We start from the raw sequence: 24,504 nt of genomic DNA, 5'->3' as shown, positions 1-24,504 counted from the left end.
CGGTCCGTGTTGATCGAAAGACGCTCCGGGCGCGCATATGGTGGAAACGGCGCCCCTCAGGCGACCAGCAGCGACGCCGCCTGCGCCAGCGACACGGGCGCGTCGTCGAGCAGCAGACCGGTCGCTTCATCTTCCCAGCGCAGGGCGTCGAGAGACGCCGGATCGGCGCGGCCGAGGCGATGCTCAAGCACGAACCTGGCCAGCAACAGCCGCCGCGCGTCGCCGCCCGCAGCCGCGATGGCCAGGCCCTCGCTGGCCATCAGCGCGGCGGTGGTCGCGTGGTAGAGCTTGCCGGCGGCGACGCGGCAGAAGCGCTCGTTATCGGGATGACGGGCGACCTCTTCGGCGAAGCGGAAGGCTTCGCTTATGGCCCCCTCCAGCCGGGTGCGGAACTGGCCGGGCAGGCCAGGCGTCTGCGCCAGTCTGTCGTTCAGCTCATCGCGCAGCGCCCCGTGCGCCCCGACCTTGCCGACAGCCCGCTGGATCGCATCCAGGGCGTTGATATTGCTGGTGCCTTCCCAGATCAGGCCAAGGTGGGCGTCGCGCACCAGGCGGGCGTTGGGCCAGTCCTCGATATAGCCGTTGCCGCCGCGCGCCTCCATGGCGCCGGTGGCCACCGTGACATTGTCGCGGCAGGCGCGATATTTGGCGATGGGCGTCAGCAGTCGCAGCGCCTTTTCCGGCGCGGTGGCGGCGTAGAGCAGGGCGGACAGCGCCTGTTCCGTCGGAACCATCAGCTTGAGCATCTGGCGACGCATCAGCGGATGGTCGATCACCGCCCTGCCGAAGGCGTTGCGATGGCGCGCCGCCTGGAACGCCTCATTGAGGCAGCGCCGCATCATGCCGGCGGCGCGGGCCAGGTGGGAGACACGGCTCGAATTGACCATGACCAGCATCTGCTTCAGGCCCTGGTCCAGTTCGCCCAGCTGATAGGCGACGGCGCCCTCAAACACGATTTCGCCGCTGGCCATGGTGCGGCTGCCGAGCTTGTCCTTCAGCCGCACGATCCGGTAGTCATTGCGCGAACCGTCGGGCAGGGTTTTTGGCATCAGGAACAGGCCAAGCCCGCGCCCGCCGCTGCCGGCGCCCTCGGGCCGCGCCAGCAGAACCGCCAGTTCGGCGTCGACGTTGGAGCAGAACCATTTCTCGCCCCACAGCCGCCAGTGATCGCCATCGCGCACGGCGGTGAGGTCGCCGGCGCCGACATCGGAGCCGCCGGCTTTTTCCGTCATGAACTGGGCGCAGCGCAACAGCTCGCCCATGTCCTGGCTCCACATGCGGTCGAGGTAGCGCGCTTTCAGGTCGTCGCTGGCGAAACGGCGCACCAGTTCGGAGGAGCTGTCGGTGAGATTGACCGGACAGAGCAGGCCGAACTCGGCCTGGGCGAACAGATAATGGAACACATATTTGGCAACGGCCGGCATGCGCTCCGGCCAGCCCATGACGCCGCTGCGGTTGCACATGGCGTGCATGCCGAACTGTCCGAAAGCGATTTTCTCCATCTCGCGGTAGGCGGGATGGAACTCCAGCCATTCGTCGTCCCGCCCCCTGGCGTCGCGCGCATGCAGCACGGGCTGGTGGCGTTCGGCCGTTTCTGAAAGGTCGTGCAGCCGGTTGCCCGCCAGCTCGCCCAGCGCCGACAGGTGCGGCGTCAGGTGGGCCAGCAGCTTGTGGTCGATATACAGCGGCGCAAGCTGGCGCAGGCTGCCGTCGATATCGAAGAAATTGAGCCCGCGCGCGGTGGGAGCCAGCGCTTCGGAACGCCGGGCGCTCGCGGTTCGCGAGGCGAGGGCGCGCGGGGACGCGTGAGGTGACGAGGGGGGAGCAGGCGCGTTCATGAGGCCAGCTTAGGACCAATGCGCGGCGGCGGCCAAACGACTTGTTCGCCCCTGTCTTTGAGTTAAACTCAACTCATGTCGTGGCGACGGTTGCCTCCCCTGCACGCCATCCGCGCCTTTGAGGCCGTGGCGCGCCATCTTTCGATGACCCGCGCCGCCGGCGAACTTGGGGTGACGCCGGGCGCCGTCAGCCGTCACATCCGGGCGCTGGAAGAGCACATGGCGACGGCGCTGTTCGTGCGCCGCGCCTCCGGCCTTGTCCTCACGCCTGCTGGCGAAACCCTTGCGGAGGCCACCCGCGAGGGGCTGGACCGCATCGCCGACGCGGCCGGCGGCCTGAAGCTGCGGCGGTTCCGCCGTCTGGCCATTGGCGCCTACGGCTTCTTCGCCTCGCGCATGCTGCTGCCCCTGTGGCCGGCCCTGCGCGCCGCCCACCCGGATCTCGAAATTGATCTTCACACCAGCCTGAACCCGCTCGACCTGCTGCCTGGCCGCTTCGACGCGGTCATCGCCGTTTCCGACGCCGCCCCGCGCGCTGGTCTGGTCACCGTGCCGCTGGCCCCGATCCGCACGCTGCCGGTCTGCGCGCCTGAGTGGCTGAAGCAGGGGGAAGTGGACTTTCAGGCCACGCCGCTGCTCCACGCCCGGGCGCGGCCGGACGACTGGCGGCGCTGGCTGGATCACGCCGGCTTCGGCGCCGTGTCCGCCCAGACCGGCGGCAGCTTCGAGAGCATCGGCATGGCCATCGAGGCGGCGGCGGCCGGCCTTGGCTGCGCCATGGCCATCGAGGCGCTGCTGCCGGCCGACCTCGCCACGCGCCGGATCGTCGTCGCCCATCCCCTCGTGCGACCGACGACCCGCTATTTCGTTCTGCAATATGACGCCCGCTTCGAGGGCGACGCAGCCGTCAGCGCCTTCGTCAGCTTCCTGCGCGAACGCCTGCCATCGTCCGGCCGGACGCGGGAGGCCTGACAGGCCGTTCAGGCCCGTTTCGCATGGGGGGCGATGGCGCTGATCAGGCTGTTGGCGCCGCGCAGCAGTGCCGCCCGGTCGCCGTATACCCGCTCCATGACCGCAAGGCCCCGGGTGAAGGTGACCACAAGCTCCGCCGCCCGCGCGGGCTCCAGGCCCAGTTGCTCGCGAACGCCCGGCCGCGCCAGCGCTTCCGTCACAATGGCGGTGAGGTCGTCCAGCATCTGGCGAATGCGCGCCCGGATGGGCTGGCGCGCCAGGCTGCCATCGCCGGCGGTTCGCGTCGTCAGGCAACCGCGCGCCGTTTCCCCAGCGAACATGCTGGTGATCACCGCCTCGAAGAAACGGCGCAGCATCTGGCCAGCGTCGTCGCCCTCCAGGCTGGCCCTGGCGCTGGCCAGGAAACGCCCGGCGTAACGGTCGTAGGCGCGCAGAAAGATGGCCTCCCGGTCACCATAGGCGTTGTAGAGCGATCCGCGCTGCACCCCCGTCGCATTCGCCAGATCAACCATCGACGTCGCCGCGACGCCCTGGCTCCAGAACAACGCCAGCGCATCTTCCAGCATGGTGTCTTCGTCAAATTGCCTGACGCCAGCCAAACCGGCCTCCAGATGATTGTTGACATGGATGTCAATAATGACATGCTTGTCAAAGATAGCAAGGCGCGCCCGCGCGCCTCCAGCCCCCGGGCGAACCAGGCGCAGTCGCGGATGAAAAACGTCATTTCTGGTTCACCAGGTCCAGGCTGTATTGCGCGTGGCGCTTTTGACAGGCCGGCGTGGGGGGCGGGGCGCAGGTCCTTCCAGAACGGCGGGGCGTCGGTGGGGCCCGCCGCCATGAACGCAGGAGCGCGAGCGCCATCAACGGGAGAACGCCCATGAGCCTTGACGTTACCGCAGGCAGCGCGGGCGCAACCATCAGCTTTCGCCGCCAGGTCCTGACGGCGCTGGGCCTGTCCGCCGGCGCCGCCGTCGCCCTTGGCCTGTCGCGTTTCGCCTATGGCCTGCTGCTGCCGCCCATGCGGGCCGATCTGGGCTGGACTTATATGGAGGCGGGGGCGCTCAACACGGCCAATGGCGCCGGCTACATCGGCGGCGCCCTTGTCGCCGCCGTTGCGGCGCGCATGTGGGGGGCGGCGCGGACATTCATCGCCGGTTATGCGGTCAGCGCGCTGGTTCTGTTGCTGACCGCCGCCACCGGCGATTTTCTGACGCTGTTCGCCCTGCGCGCGCTGGGCGGCTTTTCCACGGCGTTCACATTCATCCTCGGCGCGGCGCTGACATCGGCCATCTGCCCGGCGGAAAGTCCCCGCCGGCGCGGTCTGCTGGTCGGGCTTTATGTGGCGGGCGTCAGCATCGCCGTCTTGCTATCCGGCGCGGTGGTTCCGTTCATTCTCCAGGAAGGGGCGCAGCGCTGGCCCCAGGCCTGGGCGGCGCTGGGCCTCATGGGGGTGATTGGCCTGCCTTTCGCCTGGGCCGCCGCGCGCCGCGTCCATGAGCCGCCAGGCGGCGCGGCGGCGACGCTGGACAGGCGCCAGTTGCGCCAGCTGGCGCCCACCTTCGCTGGCTATGGCCTCTTTGGCGCCGGTTACGTCGGTTACATGACATTCATCATGGTGCTGTTGCAGAGCCAGGGCGGCGGCGATGGCCAGATGATCTGGTTCTGGTTCGTGCTGGGCGCGGTTTCAGCGGTGTCGAACCTCGTCTGGGGCCGGGTGCTCGGCGCTTTCGATGATGGGCGCGGGCCGGCGCTGGTTTTCGCCATCGCCATGATCGGCGCCCTGCCGGTGCTGCTGCATCCCGGGCCGGCGGCGATGTTCCTGTCGGCCATCATATTCGGCGGCAGCTTCATGGCCGGCCCGTCGTCCATCACCATCGTGGTCCAGCGTCAGCTGCCGCCCGAATCCTGGACGGCGGCAATCTCGCTGCTCACGGTGGCCTTCGCTTTCGGCCAGGCCGTCGGGCCGCTCATGGGCGGCGCCATTTCAGACGCCGCCGGGGATGTGGCGGCCGGGTTCTGGGTCACGCCCATCCTGCTCGGGGTCGCCGCCTGCGCCAACCTGTTGCAGCGCCCGCCCGCCAGACCCTGAGGCCGATCGCCCCACTGTCCGCATCAGCCCGCTGGATCAGCCCGCCGGATGAGGCGCATGGGTCATCAGCCCATTGACCACAAGCTCCGACACCTCCCGGGCGTAGCGGCGCACGAGCGCATGGCTCAGGGCCCCGTCGCCAAGAACAGTGCGCCGGGACTGTTCGGAGGAGAATACGTGCCCGCAGGCGCCGTCGATGGCGAAGCCGATCAGGCCGGGATCGACAGGGCGGAACGCGCCTTGCGCCACGCCCTCGGCAATAATCGCCCGTCGCGCCGCGGCGACTGGCTGAACGAGGGTTTCCGCCACCCGGGCGGAAACTTCGGGCGAGCCCTCGCGCAGCAGCTTTTGCAGCAGGCGGTGCAGGTAAGGGCGGGCATAATAAGTCTCGATCAGGCCCCGGACATGGGCGGCGATCTTCGCGGCCGGCGTGATGTCCGCCGCCAGCAGGCGCGCCAGATGGGCCGTCGCCTGTTCGGCGTCGGCCTCGACAATGGCCAGCATCAGCCCCTCGCGGTTGCCAAAATAGTAGCTGACGAGCGCGACATTGGCGCCGGCCCGCTCCGAGATGTCGGCGAGGGACACTTCAAGCACGCCGCGTTCGGTCATCAATGCCCGCGCCGCCGCGACGATGCGTTGCGGCGTTTGCTGCAACTGGGTGGAAGCAGGCTTCATCTGTTACCCGTCGGTTCAGGCATGTCCTGCAGCAAGGCAGGCGCCGTCCTGTCTCATACCCCAGGCGGCGCCGGCGCGTCACCACGGCGGCGCGCGGCTGCCGTTCAGCCTTTCGGCGCAGGCGCGAAAAGCCGGCGTGGCCAGCCTGCCAGCGCGGGTTCCTGCCCGGAAACCCGCGCTGGGCGCGGGCCGGTCAGGTCGCGCTTCGCGCGCGCACGCTTTGGGTATGCTCGCCGAGCTGCGGAGCCGGGCGCCCTTCGGAAACCAGCGGTTCAGCGAAGCGCACCGGATGCTTCATGGCGAAATACGCTCCTTCCACCGGATGTTCCTGGCGGGAGAAGAACGCCGTCTGCGCCAGATGGGCGTCATGCATGATGTCGCCGATATCGCGCGCGGCCTGGGCGGGGATTTGCGCCGTGCGGCATATCTCCAGCAGCTCCCCGGTCGTGAACCCGGCGGTGAGTCGCGCCAGCTCGCGATACAGCAGCGCCAGGTTGGCGCCGCGCAGCTTGCGGGTGGCGAAGCGTTCGTCATCCAGGAAGCCTGGATTGCCCAGCGCGTTGAAAACCGTGAACCAGGCTTCGTCCGTATAGGGCACGATGCTGATGTAGCCGTCGCGGGTTGGAAACGGCTGCCGGTCGGGATCGATCTGCCGGAAGTAGCCGACAGGCCCGTTTGGCGGATCGAAGGCGAGGCCGCCGAGATGTTCGATGAGCATGAAATGGGAGAAGGACTCGAACATGGGAATTTCGACCTTCTGCCCTTCGCCGGTGCGCAGCCGGTGAATGATGGCGGCGAGCACCCCATAGACCGCGTGCAGGCCGGCGACCTTGTCGGCGATCAGCGACGGCAGGTAACGGGCGCGCGGGTTTCCGTCGACCCGCGGCAGCAGGCTGGCGGTTCCGGTCGCCGCCTGGATCACGTCGTCATAGGCCTGCAGGTCCGCATAGGGACCATCCTGGCCAAAGCCGACGCAATGGGCGTAGACGATGCCCGGGTTGGCCGCGCGGACCGTTTCGTAGTCCAGTCCCAGACGCTCCATGGCCCTGCCGCGCACATTGCAGACGAACACGTCCGCTTCCCTGACCAGGGCGTTCATACAGGCAAGATCATCCGGGTCCTTGAGGTTGAGCGTGACCGATTGCTTGCCGCGATTGATGGCGTGAAAGCCGGGGCTCATGCCGGGCGTCGTCTTCGCCTTGCCGGACCAGCGAAAGCTGTCGCCGCCCGCCGGGTTTTCGATCTTGATGACCTCGGCGCCCAGCTCCGCGAGAATATGCGTGCAGTAGGGGCCGAACACCACGCTTGTCAGGTCGACGACCTTGACGCCCGCCAGCATCGGCTGGCCGTCCGCCGGGCCGATCATGAGCCGCTCCATTGGGGTTTGCGCTTCTCGGCGAAAGCGGCGACGCCTTCACGGAAATCCCGGGTCCGCATCAGCCGGCCGAAGATACGGCCGTTCGCTTCCATCGCCTTTTCAAGCGATTCCAGTTCTTCAAACCGGTTCAACGCCTCCTTCGAGGCGCGGATCGCCGAAGGCGAATTCTCCAGAAGCCGGGCGGCGAGGGCGCGGGCCGCCGTCATGGCCTGGCCATCCTCCACCTGCTGGTTGATGATCCCCAGGGCTTCCGCTTCAGCGGCGTCGAAGTGGCGGCCGGTGAGGATCAGCTCCATCGCCGCCTTGCGGCCAATTTGCCGGGTCAGGCGCTGCACGCCGCCCGCGGCGGCGTAAAGGCCGACCTTCACCTCCGGCAGGGCGAACCGCGCCTTGCTGTCGGCCACCGCCAGATCACAGGCGAGAACGATTTCCAGGCCGCCGCCCATGGCGACGCCGTTGACCGCCGCGATCACCGGCTTGGTGCGGTCGAAGCGCGAACACAGGCCGGCGAAGCCTGTGGGGGGCATCGACATGTCGCCGCCCCTGGCCGTGACCTTCAGGTCGTTGCCGCTGCAGAACGCCCGGTCGCCGGCGCCGGTGATGAGGCCGACCCACAGGTCGGGATCGCGCTCGAATTCATCCCATATTTCATGCAGTTCAAAGTGAACCGCGCTGTGCAGGGCGTTCATCGCGTCGGGACGGTTCAGCGTCACCTCGAGCACATGGCCGTCGCGGCGAACGCGCACGTGTTCAAAGCGCCGCTCCGGCAGGCCGCCGGCCGGGGCGGGCTCGCACAGGCGGTGGGACGGCGCGATGAAATTGACGCCGTTCTCATGGACGACGCGCACCTTCTGGCCGACCGGATCGGCCGCGTGCAGGCTGTGCAGGGTCGGGCGATGCCCCGTGCGGACGCGGGCGAGGATGCGCCCCTCACTGTTGGCGGCGATGACATATCCATGGGACGGCTGGCCCTTTTGCCAGGTCACCGTGTAGGCCTCGACGGTTGCTTCCGTTGCCTCCGCCAGCAGGCGGGGCGCGGGCGCGGCGTCGATGCGGGCCTGCAAATCGCCGGCGACGTCGCCGCCCTGGCGCGGACGCCAGCCGTCCGGCGGGGTGGTGGAATAAACGCCCGCCGCTTCCTTGGAGAGGAAGCCGCCATTGGCCAGCACCAGCCCCCATGTACCGGGCGCCGCCCGCATCCGCTCCGCCATCGTGGCGATGGCGTGCATGGAATAGTTGTTGCCGGCGCCGCCGAAGAACGGCAGGCCGCCGGTGACCGTGCAGGGCGTGCTGCGCCAGTCGAGGCCGAGAATTTCAGCGGCGATCAGCACGGCGCAGGGAAAGCAGCTGTACAGGTCGAACTGGCTGATGTCGGCGGTGGTTTTTCCGGCCATGTCCAGCGCGCCGCGCAGCGCCGCTTCCATGGCGCGCGAGCGCGACAGGTCCGGCCGCTCCGTGATCAGCCGGTCCTTCGCGGCGGCGTAGCCGTGCAGGAACACCCATTTCGACGGATCTGTTCCCGCCGCGCGCGCGGCGCCGACCGAGGTCAGAATGAGGGCGGCGCCCTGGTTCACCGCATCCTGCGCCACATGCCATTTCAGGTATGGATCGGCGATGCGGTAATTGGCGGCGCTTTCCGTGGCGAGGAAGGCGCGGTCGCGGGCCTCGGGGAATTGCGCGTAAGGGTTCTGCGCCGCCACGGCGGAGAAGCCCTCCAGAAGCTCCGACATCAGATCGACATAAGCCGCCTGGTCGAGGCCAAGACGGTTGCGCAGGGCGTGCTCGAACACCGTGTAGCTCTGGGTCGGCATGCCAAGGCCGTTGGCGATCTCGTATTCGGACAACAGCGTCGGTCCAAAGCCGCGATCCTCCAGCGGCCCGTCGACGCCATGCGACCAGTCCAGCCGGGCTTTGGTCTTGAGCGCCAGCTTGAGGGCGGAGATCGCTTCCGATCCGGCGAGCAGAACGGCGCGGGTTTCGCCAGCGAAGATGGCCCCGGCGGCCTCGTTGACCAGCGCCTGCGGCTGGTCGCCCCCGACCACCGAATAGACGCAGCGGGCCGGCGCAAGCCCGAGTTCCGCCGCCAGCGTCGCCGGCGGGTTGGCGCAGCGGCCGAGCGGATGGCGCGCGCTGCGCATCGAATCATGATTGGCGCGCACCACGAAAACGCTGTCGATCAGGTCGGTAAGGGCTGCGGCCGCGCCGCTGTCAGCCAGGGCGGCCCTGGCGGCGTCCGCCTGCAGACCCAGCGGGCTGGGCGCGGCTGCGACGTCCTTGCCGTCCCAGTGGCGAACGATCTGGCCAACGCCGACCAGCACCGGAGTACGGGGATCTGTTTCCAACATGGCCGGCTCTGTCTCCTCACGCGATTTAAATATGTGTCCAAGCGCGATTAAATGACCGTTTAATTTCCGTCAATGCGCGGCGCCCCAGCGGCGGAGCCAGGGGAGACGCAGCCATGGGAGACGCAGAGTTGATGCAAAGGGCGACGCAACAGGGCGACGAAGCAGCAGGCTGGCGCACCGGACGAGGCCGCGGCGGCGCCCAGCGCGCGCCGGCGCCGGGCGCGCATCCGTCCGGTCAGGCTTCAGGGGGCGACCGTGGCGATGCGGGTCTGTTCGCCGAGGGCGTCAGCCGGCGGCGCCAGGGGAAGCGTGACCGTCACCGTGGTTCCGGCGCCGGCGGCGCTGTCGATATGCAGTCGCCCCTGGTGCGCCGCGATGATTCTGGAGACCAGGGACAGCCCGAGGCCCGAGCCTTCCGTGTTGACGGCGTTGGAGCCGCGCACGGCGCGGGCGGTGACGGCGCCGATTTCGCCGGCGGGGATGCCGACGCCCTGATCGCGTACGGCGATGATCGCATCCGTGTCTGTCGCGTCGCAGCCCAGGGTGACTGGCGGCGACCCGCTGGCGACGGAGTACTTCACGGCGTTTTCCAGCAGATTGATCAGCGCCAGCTCCAGCATTTCCGCGTCGGCGCGGATCTTCGCCCGCCGCGCCGCTGGCGTCATGTCCAGATTGATGCGCCCGGCCAGCATGTCCGCGGCCCGTGTGGCCGCGGTCGCGACCACCCCGGACAGCAGGTGATCGCGCAGCTGCGGTTCGAAAGCCGGGCCGTGCAGGCGGCTGCGCGCCACATTGACTTCCAGCGTCTCCACCAGGCGCACGACGCCGCGCCGCACCCGGTCCAGGCGCTCCCGGTTGGCCGCGTCCTCGGGCGGCAGGCTGAGGCCGATGCTGTCCACGTTGGACCGGATCACAGCCAGCGGCGTGCGGTATTGATGCGAGATCACCTCCATGAATCGCACCTGGCGCTCCTGGGATTCCAGCTCGGCCCGCAGGGCGTCCTCCGCCATCCGCTTGGCTTCCGCCAGCTCGGCCGTCCGGGTTTCTACCAGAAGGCCGGCGCGACGCTCCGCCGCCCGGGCGGCGTGCAGCGCCTGCTCGCGCATCAGTTTGTTCAGCGCCTCGGCGGCGCGCAGGCGCACCGCCAGCGAGCCCGTGAGCAGCAGCGTATGCACCAGGCAACTGACGGCGTAGGCGTGCGCCACCCAGTTTGGCAGGGACAGCATGCCGGTGCGCTGCACCATGGTGAGGATCAGGCCGCACCACAAGATGGTGTAGGCGGCGGCGCGCAGGCGGGTGCCGGAGGCGTTGCGGTCGATGCCGACGATGCCCATGATCATGGCCAGGGTCGACAGGGCGGTGATAACCAGATAGCCCGGCCCGGCGAACTCGGGATGAATGTCGGCGAGCGCGAAGCCGACGCCGGCCAGCCCCATGCAGGCGAGGGCCTGGAACACCCGGTTGATGAACGGATGGCGGCGCGGCAGCTCCAGGATGCTCGCCCCGGCGATGCCGCTGGCGAACAGGCCAAGCCAGACCGATCCACCCGTGAACCAGTCGTTGCCGCGCCCGCCGTCGGGAAACAGCCACAGGCGCGACACCCCCAGATTTCCCATGTAGACCATCATGGCCACGCAGGTGCTGAAGGCCAGCAGAATGTAGAACGGTTTGCGATCAAACAGGAAAAACACCACCTGGATCGCCGCCAGCACCGCCATGCCGCCAAACCAGAAACCGGACAGCAGGGCGCCGGTGGTGACGCGCCGGGTGTGGTCCGCGTGGGCATAGAGCGACGCTGTGATGGAGAGGGCGGAATGGCCGCTGGCGATGCGGACCAGCGCCAGGGTCTCCTGGCCAGGCGTCAGGGTGAGGGGAACCACGTTCTCGAGCCCCGAGACGGAGTCCGCCAGCAGGGGGCGACGGTCGCCCATGGCGTAGTGGGTAAAATCCGCCGGCGTCAGACCCGGCCTGTTCCGCGCGACATAGACGTCGATTTCATCGACAAAGTTCGGCGCCAGCGACAGCAGCGCCTCGCGGGCGCCAGGTTCGCCGGCTGGCGCGGTCATGACAATGCGCAGCCAGGCTGTCTTGCGCGTATAGCCAAGGTTAACGCTGGAGCCCCGCGCCGTCTGGAACCGTTGCGGGCTGGCGAGCGCCTGCGCCAGCGTCAACGTTCCCTGCGGATCAACGAGAACGCCAACGCGGCCCGCCAGCGACAGGCCGTCGCCTGGTGGGGGGACGGTTTGCCCATGGCGCGCGACGCCGGTCACCAGCGCCAGCAGCAGCGCCAGCAGGGCCAGGGCCAGGGCCATCAGCGCCGCCGCCCGCTTCCAGCCGGCGCGCAGCGCGCCAGGATGGCGTTCGGCCATTTCCGTTCGGCCCGTCATGAGGTTGGACGCCTTCCCGAAAGTTTTCTGGTATATCATGCAGCTTAACGGGAGTCGGGGGGCTCCGTTTATCCGGTCTGCCATCTCCGTTCCGGGATTGCACAGCTAATGCAAAATGCGTCGCCTGACGAACCGCCCGTTCGCACGCTTCTGGTTGAAGACGACGCTGACCTGCGCCAGGGCCTGGCCGACTATCTCAGACTCAGCGGCGTTCATGTCACGGAGGCGGGTTCGGGCGTCGGTTTTTACCGGGCCCTGCGCGGCGGCGATTTCGACGTCGCCATCCTGGACGTCAACCTTCCGGATGTGAGCGGCTTCGAACTGGCGCGGGATCTGGCGCCGGAGCGGGGCGTCGGCGTCATCATGCTCACGGCCCGGACCGGTCGCGATGACCGGATGCGCGGCTACGCGGAAGGGGCCGACATCTACCTGACAAAGCCGGTGGACAGCGAGGAGCTGCTGCACGTGACGCGCAACCTCGCGCGCCGCGTGCGCGACGCCCGGGCGTCGCAGCAGGAGGCCGCTGACGATGCCCGCCCGGACGGCTGGCGCATCGACGCCGGGCGCCAGCAACTGTTATCCCCGGACGGCGTCGCCATCCCGCTCTCCGGGCGGGAGTTGATGTTGCTCGAACGGATGGCCGAAGCCGGCGGAGACACTGTTCCACGGCTCGCCCTGGCCCAGCGCCTCGGATACGGCGACGTCAGCGCCGAGAGCCGGAGTCTGGACGCCGTACTGCGCCGTTTGCGCCAGAAATCCGCCGATTGCGGCGTCGAGTTGCCACTACGGGCAGTGCACGCGGTGGGCCTGCGTTTCATGGGCCGCCTGTATCTGGGCTGATCAGTGAGCCAGGCGATTGGACGCATGGTTTTCCCTTCGCCATGCGTGATGTGCATATCGCGATGAAAACCTGTTGATGAGCCTTGCCGCAGGGCGCGTTTACGTCACTAATTGTGGTTTGCAGCCAAGGCAACGCTGGCGCAGTTTGCGCAGGCCGGCCTTTGCCCCAATGCCTTCTGCTGCGCTGAACGGTGAACGACATGGCGAGGCGCACGATTGAGCATCTCCTGCGGGAGCTTGAGACGCTGACAGCCGACGCCCCCGATACGGACGGGATTGTCCTGAAGATCGTGGAGTCGCTGAAGCGCTTCAGAACCCTGCGTGAAATGGAGCAGCCGTTAACTGACCCCGAGTGGCACGGCATTCTTCTGAGCGCACGGGATCTGCTGAACGCGCGCATGCCTTACGCCGATATTGTGCGGGAGGTTATCGCGCGCGAAATTGGCATGGCCGACGCCGGTTGACCCTGGCTGGCGTGAATTGATCTGGTCAGCGTGAATATCCGCGCGTTTTGGCGGGCCCTGGCGCGCCATCGCATGGTCCGTCAGCCCGCCATTGCCGCCAGCCACGGCCGCTGCATGCGGGAACATCTTTCCGGGGCCCGGGTTTTTGTCTCATGACATGAAGGAGATGGGACCATGCCCGCCAAATCAGCCTCTCAACAGAAAGCCGCCGGCGCGGCGCTCGCCGCCAAACGCGGCGATATGAAGAAAAGCGAGCTTCGCGGCGCTTCGAAATCGATGGAAAAATCGATGAGCGAACGGGAGCTGGAAAAAATGGCCTCGACCAGCCGCAAGGGCAAGCCGGAGCACGTTTCAAAGCACTGAGAGCATCCGCGACCATCCATGCCCGCTCTTCGTGAGGGAAGCGCGACCAGCGGACAGGGCGCGCATGCCAGGGCGCCGGAGCATTTCAGCGGGACTGCGCCCGCGGCGTCCGGCGGCAAACGCCGCCTCGTGCAGTGGTCCGTTACCGGCGCAGGTGCGCGAAGCGTGGAAGGGGCCCACGCTCCGCTGATTTGCGATCAGTCATCAAAGCCGACGAATGTCGTGGCTTCATCCACTGACTTGCGCCGCGACACCACGCCGTTCGCCGGGAAGGTGTGATCCGGATAGCCCATGGCGATGCACATCATGATCACCTGATCGTCGGCAATCCCGGCGTGCTCGCGCACTACTGGCGACTGCATGATGCCCTGGCTGTTGATGACGCAGCCGAGCCCCCGCGCCCAGGCGGCGTTCACCAGGGCGTTGGCGACGGCGCCGCAGTCGAACGGAGCGATGTCGCTGCCGTGCACCGTCCGGTCGTAGGTAATGACGATCGACACCGGCGCGTCGAACTGGCGGAAGCCGCGCATCACCCAGTCCAGACGCTTTTCCTTGTCATGGCGTTCGATGCCCATGGCGCCGAAAAGCTGTTTGGCGATGTCGATCTGCCGCTCGCGGTGCACCGGATCCGCCTCGTCACGCATGCGGAACTCGCGCGAGTGAGGCACCCCCGCCAGATTGCGCTCGGTGTTGCCCGCGCGGATGCGGTCGAGCGGCGCGCCAGTCAGCACGTAGAAATTCCAGGACTGGGTATTGTGCGAGGAGGGCGCGCGCATGGCGATCTCGATGATCTCGCGGATCAGTTGTTTCGGAACCGGATCGGGCCTGTAGCCGCGAATGCTGCGGCGGCCGCGCACCACGTCCTCGTAGCTTGCCCCCTGCTGGACCGGCGATGTCATGGGCTCTCCCTCATCGTGCGTGCGGTCGCCCGGCCAGGTGAGCCCTGAGCGTGGCGACGTCTGAGCGTGGCCACGTCTGGGCGTGGCGACGTTCGGGCGACATTCAACTGTATGGAAACGGAAATCTCCAGCGCCTGGTTAATGAGCCCGGAGATCGCCGCATCTGGCGACGCGCCATGCTGGCAGCGTCTGGCTGACGCCGCATGGCGCGTCTGATGGCTTTCAGACCGCCGCGCCTGGCGTCTGGTCCTCAAAACTGGTGCGACCGCCCGCCACCATGCCGCCGTCGACAACGAGATCGTGACAGTTGACGAAAGCGCCTTCATCCGACGCCAGGAACAGCGCCGCCGTGGCGATGTCGTGCGGCGTCCCCGACCGGCCCAACGGCGTCGCCCGGGCGAGATTCTGCGTCAACTTGCGCATTTTCGCATCGGAATGGGCCGGATCAAGGCTGGTGGCCGCCTGCGACCCGCCAAAGAAAATCGGCGTGGCGATCGCGCCAGGCGAAATGCTGTTCACGGTGACGCCGAAGGGCCCAAGCTCCAGGCCTGCCATCTCCGTGGCGCGGCGCACCCCGGCCTTGGCGATGGAATACAGATAACCGCCCATGTGGCCGCGGAGAGCGGCGACGGAGGCGTTGTTGATGATGGCGCCGCGCCCCTGCGCCTTCATGATCGGCGCCGCATGGCGAATGCCAAACAGCACGCTGCCCAGCAGCAGATCCATGGCGTGATGATAATCATCGGCGGTGATGGTGTCGGCAGTGCCCCGGGTCGGGCCGCCCGCGTTGGAAAACAGGCAGTCCAGCCGGCCAAAACGCTCTGCCGTCGCCTCGATCGCCCGTTTCACGTCCGCCTCACGCATCACATCGGTGGCGATGAACGCGGCGTTGTCCCCAAGCTCGGCGGCAAGCGCCGCGCCCTTGTCGGCGTTGCGGCCGGCGATCATGACCTTTGCGCCTTCAGCGACGAACAGCCTGACAGTGGCCTCGCCAATGCCGCTGGTTCCTCCGGTGATCAGCGCCGCCCGGCCGGTGAGACGATCTCCCATACGCTTCCTCCCATTTTCATGTTTTGATTTTGTGTGAAAATCTTCAGACTGGCGCCGGCTTCCTGACGTGAGATGCAGGAGGGCCAGCGTTGCTTTGACTCAACTAGTGCATTTTCAGGAAAAGTGGCGCCCACTTTTCGCGCAGAAAAAGCGTCAAGCCAAAGAAACCGGGCATTTCGGGCGATTGGGTTGCGTCAGAAGGCTCCGGCATTGTCTGGTCTGCGCCCAGCCGAACCGCGAAGGGCAGGGCCGGCGCGCCGCGTCATGTGTCGCGGCGCACATACGAAACCCGGTGGAGGCCGTATGTTGCAACCATGAAGCGCAGGGGAGAGACCCGGCGCTTCGGGGACCGGAAGGTCCCACTCCAGCGAGACCTCCCTGAAATTGGCCGCCCCCAAAAAGGCGGCCTTCTTTTTTTGCCCGGCCCGTTTCTCAGAACAGGGTCGCCAGATCGGCGCGCTCGAAATTCTTCAGCTCGCTGGTGCGGCCGTCGCGAATTTTCAGCGCCCATTCCGGATCGGAGATCAGCGCCCGGCCGACGCCGACCAGGTCGAACTCTCCCGCTTCCAGGCGGCGCAGCAGGCCATCGAGCGAGGCGGGCTTCGAGCCCTCGCCGGCGAAGGCGGCGATGAATTCGCCGCTGAGGCCAACGGAGCCCACGGTGATCGTCACCTTGCCGGTGATTTTTTTGGCCCAGCCGGCGAAGTTCAGGTCGGAGCCCTCGAACTCCGGCTCCCAGAAGCGGCGCTGCGAACAATGAAAGACATCAACGCCGGCCTCGGCCAGCGGCTCCAGCCAGGCGCGCATTTCCTCGGGATTGTGGGCGATGCGCGCGTCATAGTCCTGCTGTTTCCACTGCGACAGGCGCAGGATCAGCGGGACGTCCGGGCCAATGGCCGCGCGCGTCTGCCGCACGATCTCCGCCGCGAAGCGGGCGCGCTCGGGAATGCCGGCGCCGCCCCAGACGTCCTCGCGCTCGTTGGTGCCGCGCCACAGGAACTGGTCGATCAGATATCCGTGCGCCCCGTGCAGCTCCACCGCGTCAAAGCCAATGTCCTTCGCGGCCCCGGCAGCGCGCCCGAAAGCGTGCAGCGTATCGGTGATCGCCTCTTCCGTCATCGGCTCGGTAAAGCGCTTGCCCGGCCGCGACAGGCCGGAAGGCGCGTCCACCGGTTGCGGGTTCCAGGCAGGGTCACGGCCGCGCGCCGCGCCCACGTGCCACAGCTGCGGCGCGATCAGGCCGCCAGCGGCGTGCACCTCGTCAACCACATGGCGCCACGCCGGCAGGGCGTCGCCAAAGAAATCCGGCACATTGGGATCGTTCTTCGCCGCCGGCCGCTCAACCACCGTGCCTTCGGTGACAATCAGGCCCACGTCAGCCGCCGCCCGCCGGCGATAATAGGCGGCCACGTCGGCGGTCGGCACGCCTTTGGGCGAGAATGACCGGGTCATGGGCGCCATGACGATGCGATTTTTCAGGTGAAGCCCCCCGAGATCGAAGGGCTGGAACAGGGCGTCTGCGGACAAGATCGTCTCCGTGTTGTGGGCGCGATGCGGACATGCGCCGGCACGTCAGACATAAGTCCCGGTCCCTGCGTTTATCAATCGGGTAAATTTATCTCCCGGAAACAGCCCCGCGCCCCCTGTCATGGGGGCGGAGCGGAACCGGCGCAGGACCAGCGAAAGCGATGGGATCGTGGCTCCGGTTCAGGCCTGGCCGCCGGCTTCGGCCTCATGCGGCATGGCGTCGAGCCATTGCACCATCGCTTCCGGCCGCTCCACGTCGAACACCTGACGTTGCGCCAGCGCGTTGGCGATCACGGCGCTGCGCCACGCCATCAGACTCAGCTGCGGCTCGGCGATGCCGTGGCTGAGCAGGCCGGCGTTGAGGGCGAAGATGCGGGCGCTGGCGGGGCCATCCCAGCGCACGGCGAAATCAGGCCCGGGTCGCGGCCGGCCGCTGCGATCGAGATCAATGCGGCCGGCCAGTGGCGCGAGGCATGGCGGCAATTCATAACGGTAGCCGGTGGCCAGAACCAGAATGTCGGCCTTGCGGATATCCACCTGGCCGTCCATGCCGTTGCGCATGATCAGCTGGCAACCGTTGTCCCTTGGCTCGGCGTTGATCACTTCCCGGTGCGGCAGCAGGTCGGCGGAAGGGCCGCCGCTTTCCAGGTGCCGCAGCACATACAGCCGACGATAGATCGCCGCGAGGGTTTCGGCCGAAACCCCGTCGCCGGCCAGCTTCTCGCGCTCCACCGTGGTGTGGCGGCGCGCCTCTGGCAGCGAATGGAAGCTGGCCACATAGGGCGGGGTGAACAGCTCATTGGTGAAGGGGGTTTCGTCCAGCGGCAGAAAGTTCGGCCGCATGCTGATCCAGTCCACATGGGCCGGCGCTCCGGCGCCGCGACCGAGCAGGTTGAGCACAATCTCCGCGCCGCTCTGGCCGCCGCCGATCACGGCGACCCGTTTGCCGGCGCAACGGTCGATCTCAAAGGCGGCGCGCGATGAGTGGAAAGCGGCGCCCGGCCGAAGCCGATCAATGAAATCAGGCGTCGCTGGCTTCAGCCCGACGCCGAGGGCGAGATTGCGGGCGCTGAACGTTTCATTGTCCAGACGGACGGCGAAGGCGTAGCCATCGAAATCCACCTCCCGCACCTGCGCGCCGAACTGAAGACCAGGAAGCCCGGCGGCCACCCAGGCCAGATAGCTGGCGAACTCCTGGCGCGGGATCGCCGGGAAGTCGGCGTTGAGGAAGGCGTAGAAGCGCCGGTTCGCCACCAGATACGACAGGAAGCTCCACGGGCTGACCGGATGCGTGGCGCTGACCAGATCCTTCAGGAACGAGGTTTGCAGGGTCACGTCCGGCAGCATCATCCCGGGATGCCAGGAAAAGCTGGCGCTCTGGTCGAAAAACCTGGCCTCAAGCTCGTCGACGGCGTCGAGATGGGCGGCGAGGCTCAGGTTGAACGGACCAATGCCGACGCCCGCCAGATCGAGGGGAGAGCGATGCGCCTGGTGTTGCTTCATCATGGATGTGCTCCAGCAAGGTCGGGGCGTCCCGGGGCATGGGCCCGGGCGGCGAGGTGGACCGGATTGTCGAGATCGCCGCCAAGGCCGGGGCTCGGCCGGCGGCTGGCGTCGCCATAGCCAACGGCCAGCCGGACGCGGTTGATGCAGATGCGCGGGACCTTCGGCGTGAACAGATCGAACAGCGTGAAACGGTCAGCCATTCCAGGCTGGCTGGCCTGGTAGCTGCGCAACCGTCCGGCGAGAACCGCGTAGAACGCCATTTCATCAATGACCCCGTCGCCGGCGAGGGCGTCGGAGAGAAAGCGCAGCACGCTGGCGAAATGGCCGGTTTGCAGGTGTTGCAGCAGATGCGGCGCCGGGCGGCGCAGCAGCGTTTCCCTGACCCCCTCCGGCATGTCGGCGGCTTCGGGAAAATCGGCGTCGATGAGATCGACGTCGCCCTGCAGATCCTTGATCGCCACGCCGCAGGGCGTGGAGTCTTGCAGGATGAGGGTAAGGTTCTGGCCGTGCGCGATGAAGCCGACGCCATAACGGCAGAGAAAATGGTAGAGCGGAACCGCCACCGCATCGAACAGGCGCGCCAGCCAGGTTTCGGCCGCGAGGCCGGAGCGGGCGATGAGGGCGGCGGCCAGCGACCGCCCGGCCGGCGTGGTTTTCAGCAGGGCCCCGAACATCATGGCGCCCTGGCCGTCCCGCAGGCGGCTTTCCACCGCCTCGCGCCAGATCACCCCGAGCATTTCGCGAAACTGGTAGGGCGCATCGGCGATGCGCTCGTAGACGGGGTGGGGATAGAACGCCCCGGCGGGCTCCCGCAGCACGGTGGTGTTGGCGAGCACGGGATCGGCGGCGGCCTTTTCCGCCAGCCAGGCGGAGAAAGCCGGGCCAATCGCCATGTATTTGCCAGGCACGCCGCGCCAGGCCGACGTGTTCAGAACGGTCAGCGCCAGTTTCAGGTGTGGGGCTGTCGGGCGGCTGGCGTTGGCGAGGGTGCGCAGGGATTGCAGCGCCAGATAGCCGTCGCCGAAAATGCCGAGCGGGATCAGCCGCCGCGCCGCGATTTCTCCGGCGAACTGGATGGCGATCATGTGCTCCCACTGCCAGGGATGCACTGGCAGCAGCAGGTATCGCGCCCGGTCAACCCCCAGCCGTCGCAACGCCGCTTCCAGCCGCGCCCGTTCCGCGCCATCGCATGAGGCGTCGAGCAGACTGTCCTCGTTCCAGCCGTCGCCGGCGCTGAAGCGGCAGGCGGCGCGGTCCGCCGCCACCCACATCAGCCGGATGTCCTGGCGAAACTCCGGGGCGAACGCCTCGGCGTCGGCGGCGCCCCAGCCAATGCGCCCCTTGCAGGCTGGAGCCTTCGGATGGCCGTCGAGATATTGCTGCAACGCCGCGTCGGGCAGCCGCAGCAGCGCCTCCTCGCTGATCGTAGCGTTGAGACGGGCCACCTGGGCGTCGGAATGGAGGGTGCCGTAGAGCTCGCGGCAATACATGGCGAGCGTGTCGGGGGCGACGTCGAGCGCCCGCCCCATATCGGCCATGAACAGCGCCACGTCTTCCGCCGGCGCCGGACGGCCGCCGTCGCAGCGGCGCAGGCTGCGCGGATCGATGGCAAGGTTGCCCCAGATCCGCCGAACGGCGGCGAAACGGTAGGAAACACCATTGCCAGCGTCGAGGCGCCAGTCGCCGCCGGGCGCCACTTGCGCCGGCGCCAGCGCTTCCTCGAACGCAAGTTCGCTGATCGCCCTGGCGATCAGGGTCCGGTTGAGCCCGGCCCAGGCGTCGGCGTCCGCAGGCGGCGCCCCGGCCTGGCTTTGCCATTCCGGCAGGCCCGGCGTCATGGTGACGACGCTCACAGCGCCACCTGACGGAAAAAGCGCTCGCGCTCGCAGCAGACAAGGGCGGCGCGCTTGTGTGGAAAGTCGAACTCCTTGACCTTCTCGTAGGCGAGATCGGCGCAATAGCTCAGCATCTTGTGGTGCGAGGCGCGGGGCTCGCCAACGATGCGTTGCGTGCGCGGATCGTCGAGGAACAGGTAGTGGGTGAGCGAGCGGAACCAGGCCAGGGTCCTGACGCGGCCCAGGTGGCGGGCGTTGCCGATCAGGCCGTGCCAGCCGCGGTCGTAGTCGTCCGCATCGTAGAACGGCCCGAGCCGGTCCTCCTTCGCCCAGTAGAACTCGAAATAGCCCACGGGCTCGTCATCGAAGCTGCCGATGACGCCGAAGATATGCGGGTCGGCCTCCTGTTCGGCCAGGTAACGGTCCAGCTCCTCACGGCTCTGCGCCAGCTCCCAGAAGAAGGCGACGCGCGGCTGGTTCATCCAGCCGTGAAACAGCTCCAGATCCTGGCGGCGGTCGATGGGGCGCAGCGACAGGGTCATCCCCAGATGCGGCAGCCAGCGCCGGTACATCTCGCCGCGCGGCGCCGGCGCGCGCAGCGGCGGCGGGCGGTCCTGCGGGCCAGGGCCGGAGCGGATCAGCGGCGGCGCCGCATGGGCCGCGGCGGCGCGCCACAGCAGGGGCAACTGGTAAAATTCGCTGCGCCGGACGATCGCCGCCGGCGCGCCGTCCGCCATCTGGCTGCATGACGAAAGCGGAGCCAGCGCCGGTTTTCCGGCCAGCCCCGGCAATTCAAGGGCAAGACACGATGGATCGCTCTGGAAAGCGGCCTCGATCAGGACGGCCAGCGCATCCACGTCATTGGGGGCCTCGCCGAAGGGCGGCCTGAGGCGCAGCCGGCCCTGGCCGCCATCGCGGCTGGCGAACTCCGCTTCGACGTCATCGCCGGCGAGGCGCAACGCCAGGCGATCATCATCCAGACGATGCGCCAGCACCGTGAGGTCGCCGGCGATGCGGGCGGGGAAGTGGCGGCTGTCGCGGACGTCTGGCCAGACCGGCGCCGGCGTCTCCTTGCGGGGCAGAATGATGTTCATGCCACGGCCTCCGCCAGCGGATTGGCCATGGCGACGTAGCCCGCCAGTGGGTCGGTCACGTCGGTGTTTTCGTTGAGATTGCGAAAGCAGATCATGAAGTTGCCTTTGCTCTCCAGGGTGGGGGATGTGAGCAGGTAATCGATGAGGGCCGGATCACGGGGGGAGGCGGCGCGCAGACGCAGCAGCAGGCCGCGCAGGGCGGCGAGCAGCGGGCGCTCGGCGGCGAGGCCGGCAAGCGCCAGCGCGCCGATGACGGCGAACACGCTGTTGACGATGAGGTAGTAGCCGGCGAGGCGGGCCGCTTCCGCGGAACTGAAGATGTGACCGGCCCGCACGTTCACATCCGGCGCCAGGCGCGCCAGTTCGGGCAGGAACTCGCTGACATAGCCGGTGCCCTGGCAGTCGCGGAAATACAGCGCATCCGGCCAGCCGTTGGCCAGACCAACCACGATGTTCTGCTGGTGCGCCCCAAACAGCAGCCCGTAATCGGCCTGGACGGTGATCAGCGGCGCAACGACGACGCTGAGAAAGCGGTCGAACCAGGCCAGGGCGATCCGGCGCGGGTCGGCGCCTCCCTCGCGGGCGATGCGGGCCACAAGCCGCGCCAGCCGGCTGTCGCGGCCATCGCCGCCGATCTCCGCCAGCGCGGCCAGAACCGTCGCAGGCGTCGTTGCGGCGCCGCGGAACGGGTTATCGCGGAACACCATGATCGCGGCGCGCAGGATGTTTCCCGCCGCGTCGCGCAACGCAAGAAACGCCGGTTCGCCCATCACGCGGAACTGCGGGAAGCGCGCGAAAATCTCCTGCCCGACAGGGCCCGCCAGCAGCCTGTCGATCTCGAGCCCCCGGATGCACTCATGCGGCTCGATCAGCCGGCGCGAATTGGTCAGTCGCAGGCTTAGCGAGGTTTTGAGCATCCAGGGCGCATGCGGCGCGTAGATACTGCGCAGGGACGACGTGGCGAACCATGGCGCGCCCGAGGCGCCCAGATCGGCCACGGCGCCGGCGCGCATGAGGCGCTCCACGTCCGCATCGAGCGCCAGGCGCGCCGCCTGCCAGGGATGCATGGGAAGGATCACGCGCCCGGCGCGCTCCGCCGCGATAACCGCGTCGCTGACGGCGCCGTCGCTGGCGAGCAGATCGCGCGCCATGGCCGGCGCCGGGACACCCCGCGATGCGGCGTGGGCGATATGTTCCGGGGCTACCGCCCACCAGCGCAGCTGGAAGCCCGCGCCGTATTCGGCGGCGAACCGCCGGGAATCCTCCATGGTGAATTCATCCCGGCTGCGCGGCGTCGGATGCACCGCGTGACCATGGCGCAGCGCCTGCTCGCCCTCGATGAAGTCCGGGTCGCGCGCGGTGAATGGCACGGTCCTGTCCGGCGCGTGGCGAATGACGTCATCGATATTGGCCATGCTGTCGAAGACCCGCGCCAGGAAGGTCGGCGCGCGGTCAGCGCCGGCCGCGCCGGTGATCGATGGCTCGGTTGCGATCAGCGTCGCCGCCAGCGTGAAGGGGATGGCGCGCTCCGCGCCGGAAGGCCGGATTTCACTGAACGGAGGCCTGAAGCCATGACAGCCGACATCAGACCTGTGCGGGGCTGCGACGGCGAGCGTCACGCCGTGGCTTGGGAGGGGGAGCAGGATGCGCGGCGCGCGCCCGGCTGAATCACCGGCGGCCGCCGCGCCATCCCCTTCAAATGTCCAGCCATCCCATTCCCGCAGCAGGCCCAGCAGGAAGGCGCGCGCCGAGATGCGCGCGGCGATATCTGTCGATGTTGGTCTGGTTTCCATCATTCTGGCTGCCTCCGGACAAACCATAGCGATGGACGTGAAATAAATATTGGACTATCGCGCAATATGTATAGTTTTGAATTATTCAAATAAGAAAATTTATTGATTTACATTTCGGCGATTGCAGACATCACAGGGATGTGTTCTGCAGTTTCCTCTGGGGAATTTAAGACTCTCGCCAGCACACCGATGCGCGTCCGGCGCCGCTCCACATGCCCGGGCACATTGCCGCGGGGCATTGTCATCAGAAAAAACAGGATCCGCCATTGATGCTGTCCGAAAGGGATATCCGCTGGCTCTCCGCCATGGCCGCGACAGTCGGCTTTGGTCAGTCGGCCTTGCTGGCGCTGGTTCCGGTGATCGCCGGGCGTACGGGGCTGGACGCGCCAGCCATCGGCGCGGTGGCTTTTGCCGGCGCGCTGACTTTCCTCGTCGGGGCGCCGCTCTGGGGACGGCGGCCGCAGGCGTTGCGGGCGCGCTTCCGCGTTCTGGCGGCGCTGATGGTCGTGGGGCAGTCGCTATTTCTCGCGGCGCTGGTTCTGCCTGCGTTGCCCGCGGCAGCCGCCCTTGGCCTGCTGGCGCTGTCACGGATCATCTACAGCGCCGGCGCCGCCGGGCTGATGCCGCACGCCCAGGCGACGGTGGCGCGCGCCACCGCGCCAGCCCGCCGCCCGGCTGCCCTGGCGCGGCTCAGCGCCGGCCTTGGCGGCGGGCGCATTCTGGGTTCGCTGGCGACGCTGCCAGGCGCGGCTGGCCTCTGGCCGTTGCTGGTCGCCATGGCGTTAAGCCCGTTGACCCTGCTGGCGGCTCCGGATGTGCGGAAGCCGGAGCCCGCCGACGCAACAGGCATGCGGCTGCCCCAACTGGCGCGGGCGGTGGGGCCGTTGCTGGCCATCGGCTTTGCGCTCACCCTGGGGTTTGGCCAGATCCAGATGACGCTCGGCCTGTTCCTGCAGGCGCAATTCGGCATAGACGCCCACGCGGCGGCGCGCTGGGCCGGCGTCAGCTATGCGCTGACCGCCATCGTGATGATCGCGGTGCAGTTGCAACTGACCCCACGGCTGGGCGGCGGCGCCATGGGCGTCATGCGGTTTGGGCTGGCGCTTTTTGCCTTTGGCAGCGGCGTCATGCTGGCGCCGCTATTGCCGCTGCTGGTGGCGGGGGCGTTGCTGGCCGGCGCCGGCGTGGCCCTGGCGACGCCGGCCTACACGGCGGCGCTGGTGGGGCGCGTGGCGCCGGGCCAGCAGGCTTCCGCCGCCGGCTGGCTGGCCAGCGTGCATGTGCTGGGGCAGGGCGCCGGCGCCCTCACGGGCGGCCTTATGTTCGCCATGTGGCCCGGCGCGCCGTTTCTGTTCTGCGCCTGCATTGGCCTCGCGTTCGCGCTGGCCCTGCCGTGGTTTTTCGCCGGAAAGCCTGGAGAACCCGCCGACGCCGGGCCATAACGGCGTC

Annotated in this window: 19 protein-coding genes; 6 read left to right on the top strand and 13 right to left on the bottom strand. The window is 68.0% G+C overall.

Annotated elements, in window-relative coordinates:
* Positions 1-56: 56 nt before the first annotated feature.
* On the bottom strand, positions 57-1,838 hold the full coding sequence (locus EV666_RS03250; protein ID WP_132003039.1) for an acyl-CoA dehydrogenase family protein: 1,782 nt from the start codon (positions 1,836-1,838) through the stop codon (positions 57-59).
* A 75-nt stretch (positions 1,839-1,913) separates the two neighbouring features.
* Here EV666_RS03250 and EV666_RS03245 point away from each other — a divergent pair, with 75 nt between their 5' ends.
* Positions 1,914-2,810: a LysR substrate-binding domain-containing protein gene (locus EV666_RS03245; protein ID WP_132003036.1), complete on the top strand. Its 897-nt coding sequence runs from the start codon at positions 1,914-1,916 to the stop codon at positions 2,808-2,810.
* Between the two features lie 8 nt (positions 2,811-2,818).
* On the opposite strand, the gene EV666_RS03240 is transcribed toward EV666_RS03245, so the two are convergent.
* Positions 2,819-3,409, bottom strand: a complete 591-nt coding sequence (locus EV666_RS03240) for a TetR/AcrR family transcriptional regulator (RefSeq protein WP_132003033.1) — start codon at positions 3,407-3,409, stop codon at positions 2,819-2,821.
* A 278-nt stretch (positions 3,410-3,687) separates the two neighbouring features.
* Between EV666_RS03240 and EV666_RS03235 the strand changes: the two genes are divergently transcribed.
* Entirely contained in the window at positions 3,688-4,899 is a 1,212-nt protein-coding gene (locus tag EV666_RS03235; RefSeq protein ID WP_132003030.1) for a YbfB/YjiJ family MFS transporter, read from the top strand.
* Positions 4,900-4,935: 36 nt separating this feature from the next.
* On the opposite strand, the gene EV666_RS03230 is transcribed toward EV666_RS03235, so the two are convergent.
* The 4 genes from EV666_RS03230 to EV666_RS18760 form a co-directional block, all read right to left on the bottom strand.
* Positions 4,936-5,574: a TetR family transcriptional regulator gene (locus EV666_RS03230; RefSeq protein ID WP_132003027.1), complete on the bottom strand. Its 639-nt coding sequence runs from the start codon at positions 5,572-5,574 to the stop codon at positions 4,936-4,938.
* Positions 5,575-5,767: 193 nt separating this feature from the next.
* The gene (locus tag EV666_RS03225; protein ID WP_132003024.1) at positions 5,768-6,940 is read right to left on the bottom strand and encodes a CaiB/BaiF CoA transferase family protein; all 1,173 of its coding nucleotides are present in this window, start codon (positions 6,938-6,940) and stop codon (positions 5,768-5,770) included.
* The gene (locus EV666_RS18815; protein ID WP_132003021.1) at positions 6,937-9,297 is read right to left on the bottom strand and encodes an enoyl-CoA hydratase-related protein; all 2,361 of its coding nucleotides are present in this window, start codon (positions 9,295-9,297) and stop codon (positions 6,937-6,939) included. The genes EV666_RS03225 and EV666_RS18815 overlap by 4 nt, the downstream gene beginning before the upstream one ends.
* Before the next feature lie 242 nt (positions 9,298-9,539).
* Positions 9,540-11,684, bottom strand: coding sequence for a sensor histidine kinase (locus tag EV666_RS18760; protein ID WP_165909881.1), 2,145 nt, complete (start codon positions 11,682-11,684; stop codon positions 9,540-9,542).
* A gap of 108 nt (positions 11,685-11,792) precedes the next feature.
* On the opposite strand from EV666_RS18760, the gene EV666_RS03210 reads away from it, so the two are divergent.
* The 3 genes from EV666_RS03210 to EV666_RS03200 all read left to right on the top strand — a co-directional run bounded on the left by EV666_RS03210 (position 11,793) and on the right by EV666_RS03200 (position 13,351).
* Positions 11,793-12,524, top strand: coding sequence for a response regulator transcription factor (locus EV666_RS03210; RefSeq protein ID WP_132003015.1), 732 nt, complete (start codon positions 11,793-11,795; stop codon positions 12,522-12,524).
* A gap of 200 nt (positions 12,525-12,724) precedes the next feature.
* Positions 12,725-12,988: a hypothetical protein gene (locus EV666_RS03205; protein ID WP_132003012.1), complete on the top strand. Its 264-nt coding sequence runs from the start codon at positions 12,725-12,727 to the stop codon at positions 12,986-12,988.
* A 174-nt stretch (positions 12,989-13,162) separates the two neighbouring features.
* Positions 13,163-13,351 carry a DUF3008 family protein gene (locus tag EV666_RS03200; RefSeq protein ID WP_132003009.1) on the top strand — a complete coding sequence of 63 codons (189 nt, stop codon included), beginning with the start codon at positions 13,163-13,165 and terminating at the stop codon, positions 13,349-13,351.
* A gap of 197 nt (positions 13,352-13,548) precedes the next feature.
* On the opposite strand, the gene EV666_RS03195 is transcribed toward EV666_RS03200, so the two are convergent.
* The 7 genes from EV666_RS03195 to EV666_RS03165 form a co-directional block, all read right to left on the bottom strand.
* Positions 13,549-14,250: a nitroreductase gene (locus EV666_RS03195; protein ID WP_132003006.1), complete on the bottom strand. Its 702-nt coding sequence runs from the start codon at positions 14,248-14,250 to the stop codon at positions 13,549-13,551.
* A gap of 222 nt (positions 14,251-14,472) precedes the next feature.
* Complete coding sequence (locus tag EV666_RS03190) at positions 14,473-15,300, bottom strand: SDR family NAD(P)-dependent oxidoreductase (protein ID WP_132003003.1); 828 nt, start codon at positions 15,298-15,300, stop codon at positions 14,473-14,475.
* 432 nt (positions 15,301-15,732) lie between these two features.
* A complete protein-coding gene (locus EV666_RS03185; RefSeq protein ID WP_132003000.1) occupies positions 15,733-16,827 on the bottom strand; it encodes an NADH:flavin oxidoreductase in 1,095 nt (364 codons plus the stop codon).
* Positions 16,828-17,007: 180 nt separating this feature from the next.
* Positions 17,008-18,333, bottom strand: a complete 1,326-nt coding sequence (locus EV666_RS03180; protein ID WP_245514190.1) for a lysine N(6)-hydroxylase/L-ornithine N(5)-oxygenase family protein — start codon at positions 18,331-18,333, stop codon at positions 17,008-17,010.
* Positions 18,330-20,186 carry an IucA/IucC family protein gene (locus EV666_RS03175; RefSeq protein WP_245514189.1) on the bottom strand — a complete coding sequence of 619 codons (1,857 nt, stop codon included), beginning with the start codon at positions 20,184-20,186 and terminating at the stop codon, positions 18,330-18,332. Before EV666_RS03175 ends, EV666_RS03180 begins: the two co-directional genes overlap by 4 nt.
* On the bottom strand, positions 20,183-21,262 hold the full coding sequence (locus EV666_RS03170; protein WP_132002997.1) for a GNAT family N-acetyltransferase: 1,080 nt from the start codon (positions 21,260-21,262) through the stop codon (positions 20,183-20,185). Before EV666_RS03170 ends, EV666_RS03175 begins: the two co-directional genes overlap by 4 nt.
* A complete protein-coding gene (locus tag EV666_RS03165) occupies positions 21,259-23,058 on the bottom strand; it encodes an IucA/IucC family protein (RefSeq protein WP_132002994.1) in 1,800 nt (599 codons plus the stop codon). The genes EV666_RS03170 and EV666_RS03165 overlap by 4 nt, the downstream gene beginning before the upstream one ends.
* A 266-nt stretch (positions 23,059-23,324) precedes the next feature.
* Here EV666_RS03165 and EV666_RS03160 point away from each other — a divergent pair, with 266 nt between their 5' ends.
* Complete coding sequence (locus EV666_RS03160; protein ID WP_132002991.1) at positions 23,325-24,497, top strand: MFS transporter; 1,173 nt, start codon at positions 23,325-23,327, stop codon at positions 24,495-24,497.
* The last annotated feature ends 7 nt before the right edge of the window (positions 24,498-24,504 follow it).

It is taken from the genome of Camelimonas lactis (assembly GCF_004342915.1).
Taxonomy (GTDB): domain Bacteria; phylum Pseudomonadota; class Alphaproteobacteria; order Rhizobiales; family Beijerinckiaceae; genus Camelimonas; species Camelimonas lactis.
This window is presented reverse-complemented; position numbering and strand designations above follow the sequence as displayed.

What these genes read in the sequence shown, in the direction of transcription:
- EV666_RS03245 (WP_132003036.1), top strand. Translation starts at nt 1,914, where the DNA reads ATGTCGTGGCGACGGTTGCCTCCCCTGCACGCCATCCGCGCCTTTGAG.
- EV666_RS03235 (WP_132003030.1), top strand. Translation starts at nt 3,688, where the DNA reads ATGAGCCTTGACGTTACCGCAGGCAGCGCGGGCGCAACCATCAGCTTT.
- EV666_RS03210 (WP_132003015.1), top strand. Translation starts at nt 11,793, where the DNA reads ATGCAAAATGCGTCGCCTGACGAACCGCCCGTTCGCACGCTTCTGGTT.
- EV666_RS03195 (WP_132003006.1), bottom strand. Translation starts at nt 14,250, where the DNA reads ATGACATCGCCGGTCCAGCAGGGGGCAAGCTACGAGGACGTGGTGCGC.
- EV666_RS03160 (WP_132002991.1), top strand. Translation starts at nt 23,325, where the DNA reads ATGCTGTCCGAAAGGGATATCCGCTGGCTCTCCGCCATGGCCGCGACA.
- EV666_RS03170 (WP_132002997.1), bottom strand. Translation starts at nt 21,262, where the DNA reads ATGAACATCATTCTGCCCCGCAAGGAGACGCCGGCGCCGGTCTGGCCA.
- EV666_RS18815 (WP_132003021.1), bottom strand. Translation starts at nt 9,297, where the DNA reads ATGTTGGAAACAGATCCCCGTACTCCGGTGCTGGTCGGCGTTGGCCAG.
- EV666_RS03250 (WP_132003039.1), bottom strand. Translation starts at nt 1,838, where the DNA reads ATGAACGCGCCTGCTCCCCCCTCGTCACCTCACGCGTCCCCGCGCGCC.
- EV666_RS03225 (WP_132003024.1), bottom strand. Translation starts at nt 6,940, where the DNA reads ATGATCGGCCCGGCGGACGGCCAGCCGATGCTGGCGGGCGTCAAGGTC.
- EV666_RS03230 (WP_132003027.1), bottom strand. Translation starts at nt 5,574, where the DNA reads ATGAAGCCTGCTTCCACCCAGTTGCAGCAAACGCCGCAACGCATCGTC.
- EV666_RS18760 (WP_165909881.1), bottom strand. Translation starts at nt 11,684, where the DNA reads ATGACGGGCCGAACGGAAATGGCCGAACGCCATCCTGGCGCGCTGCGC.
- EV666_RS03190 (WP_132003003.1), bottom strand. Translation starts at nt 15,300, where the DNA reads ATGGGAGATCGTCTCACCGGCCGGGCGGCGCTGATCACCGGAGGAACC.
- EV666_RS03200 (WP_132003009.1), top strand. Translation starts at nt 13,163, where the DNA reads ATGCCCGCCAAATCAGCCTCTCAACAGAAAGCCGCCGGCGCGGCGCTC.
- EV666_RS03205 (WP_132003012.1), top strand. Translation starts at nt 12,725, where the DNA reads ATGGCGAGGCGCACGATTGAGCATCTCCTGCGGGAGCTTGAGACGCTG.
- EV666_RS03180 (WP_245514190.1), bottom strand. Translation starts at nt 18,333, where the DNA reads ATGATGAAGCAACACCAGGCGCATCGCTCTCCCCTCGATCTGGCGGGC.
- EV666_RS03165 (WP_132002994.1), bottom strand. Translation starts at nt 23,058, where the DNA reads ATGATGGAAACCAGACCAACATCGACAGATATCGCCGCGCGCATCTCG.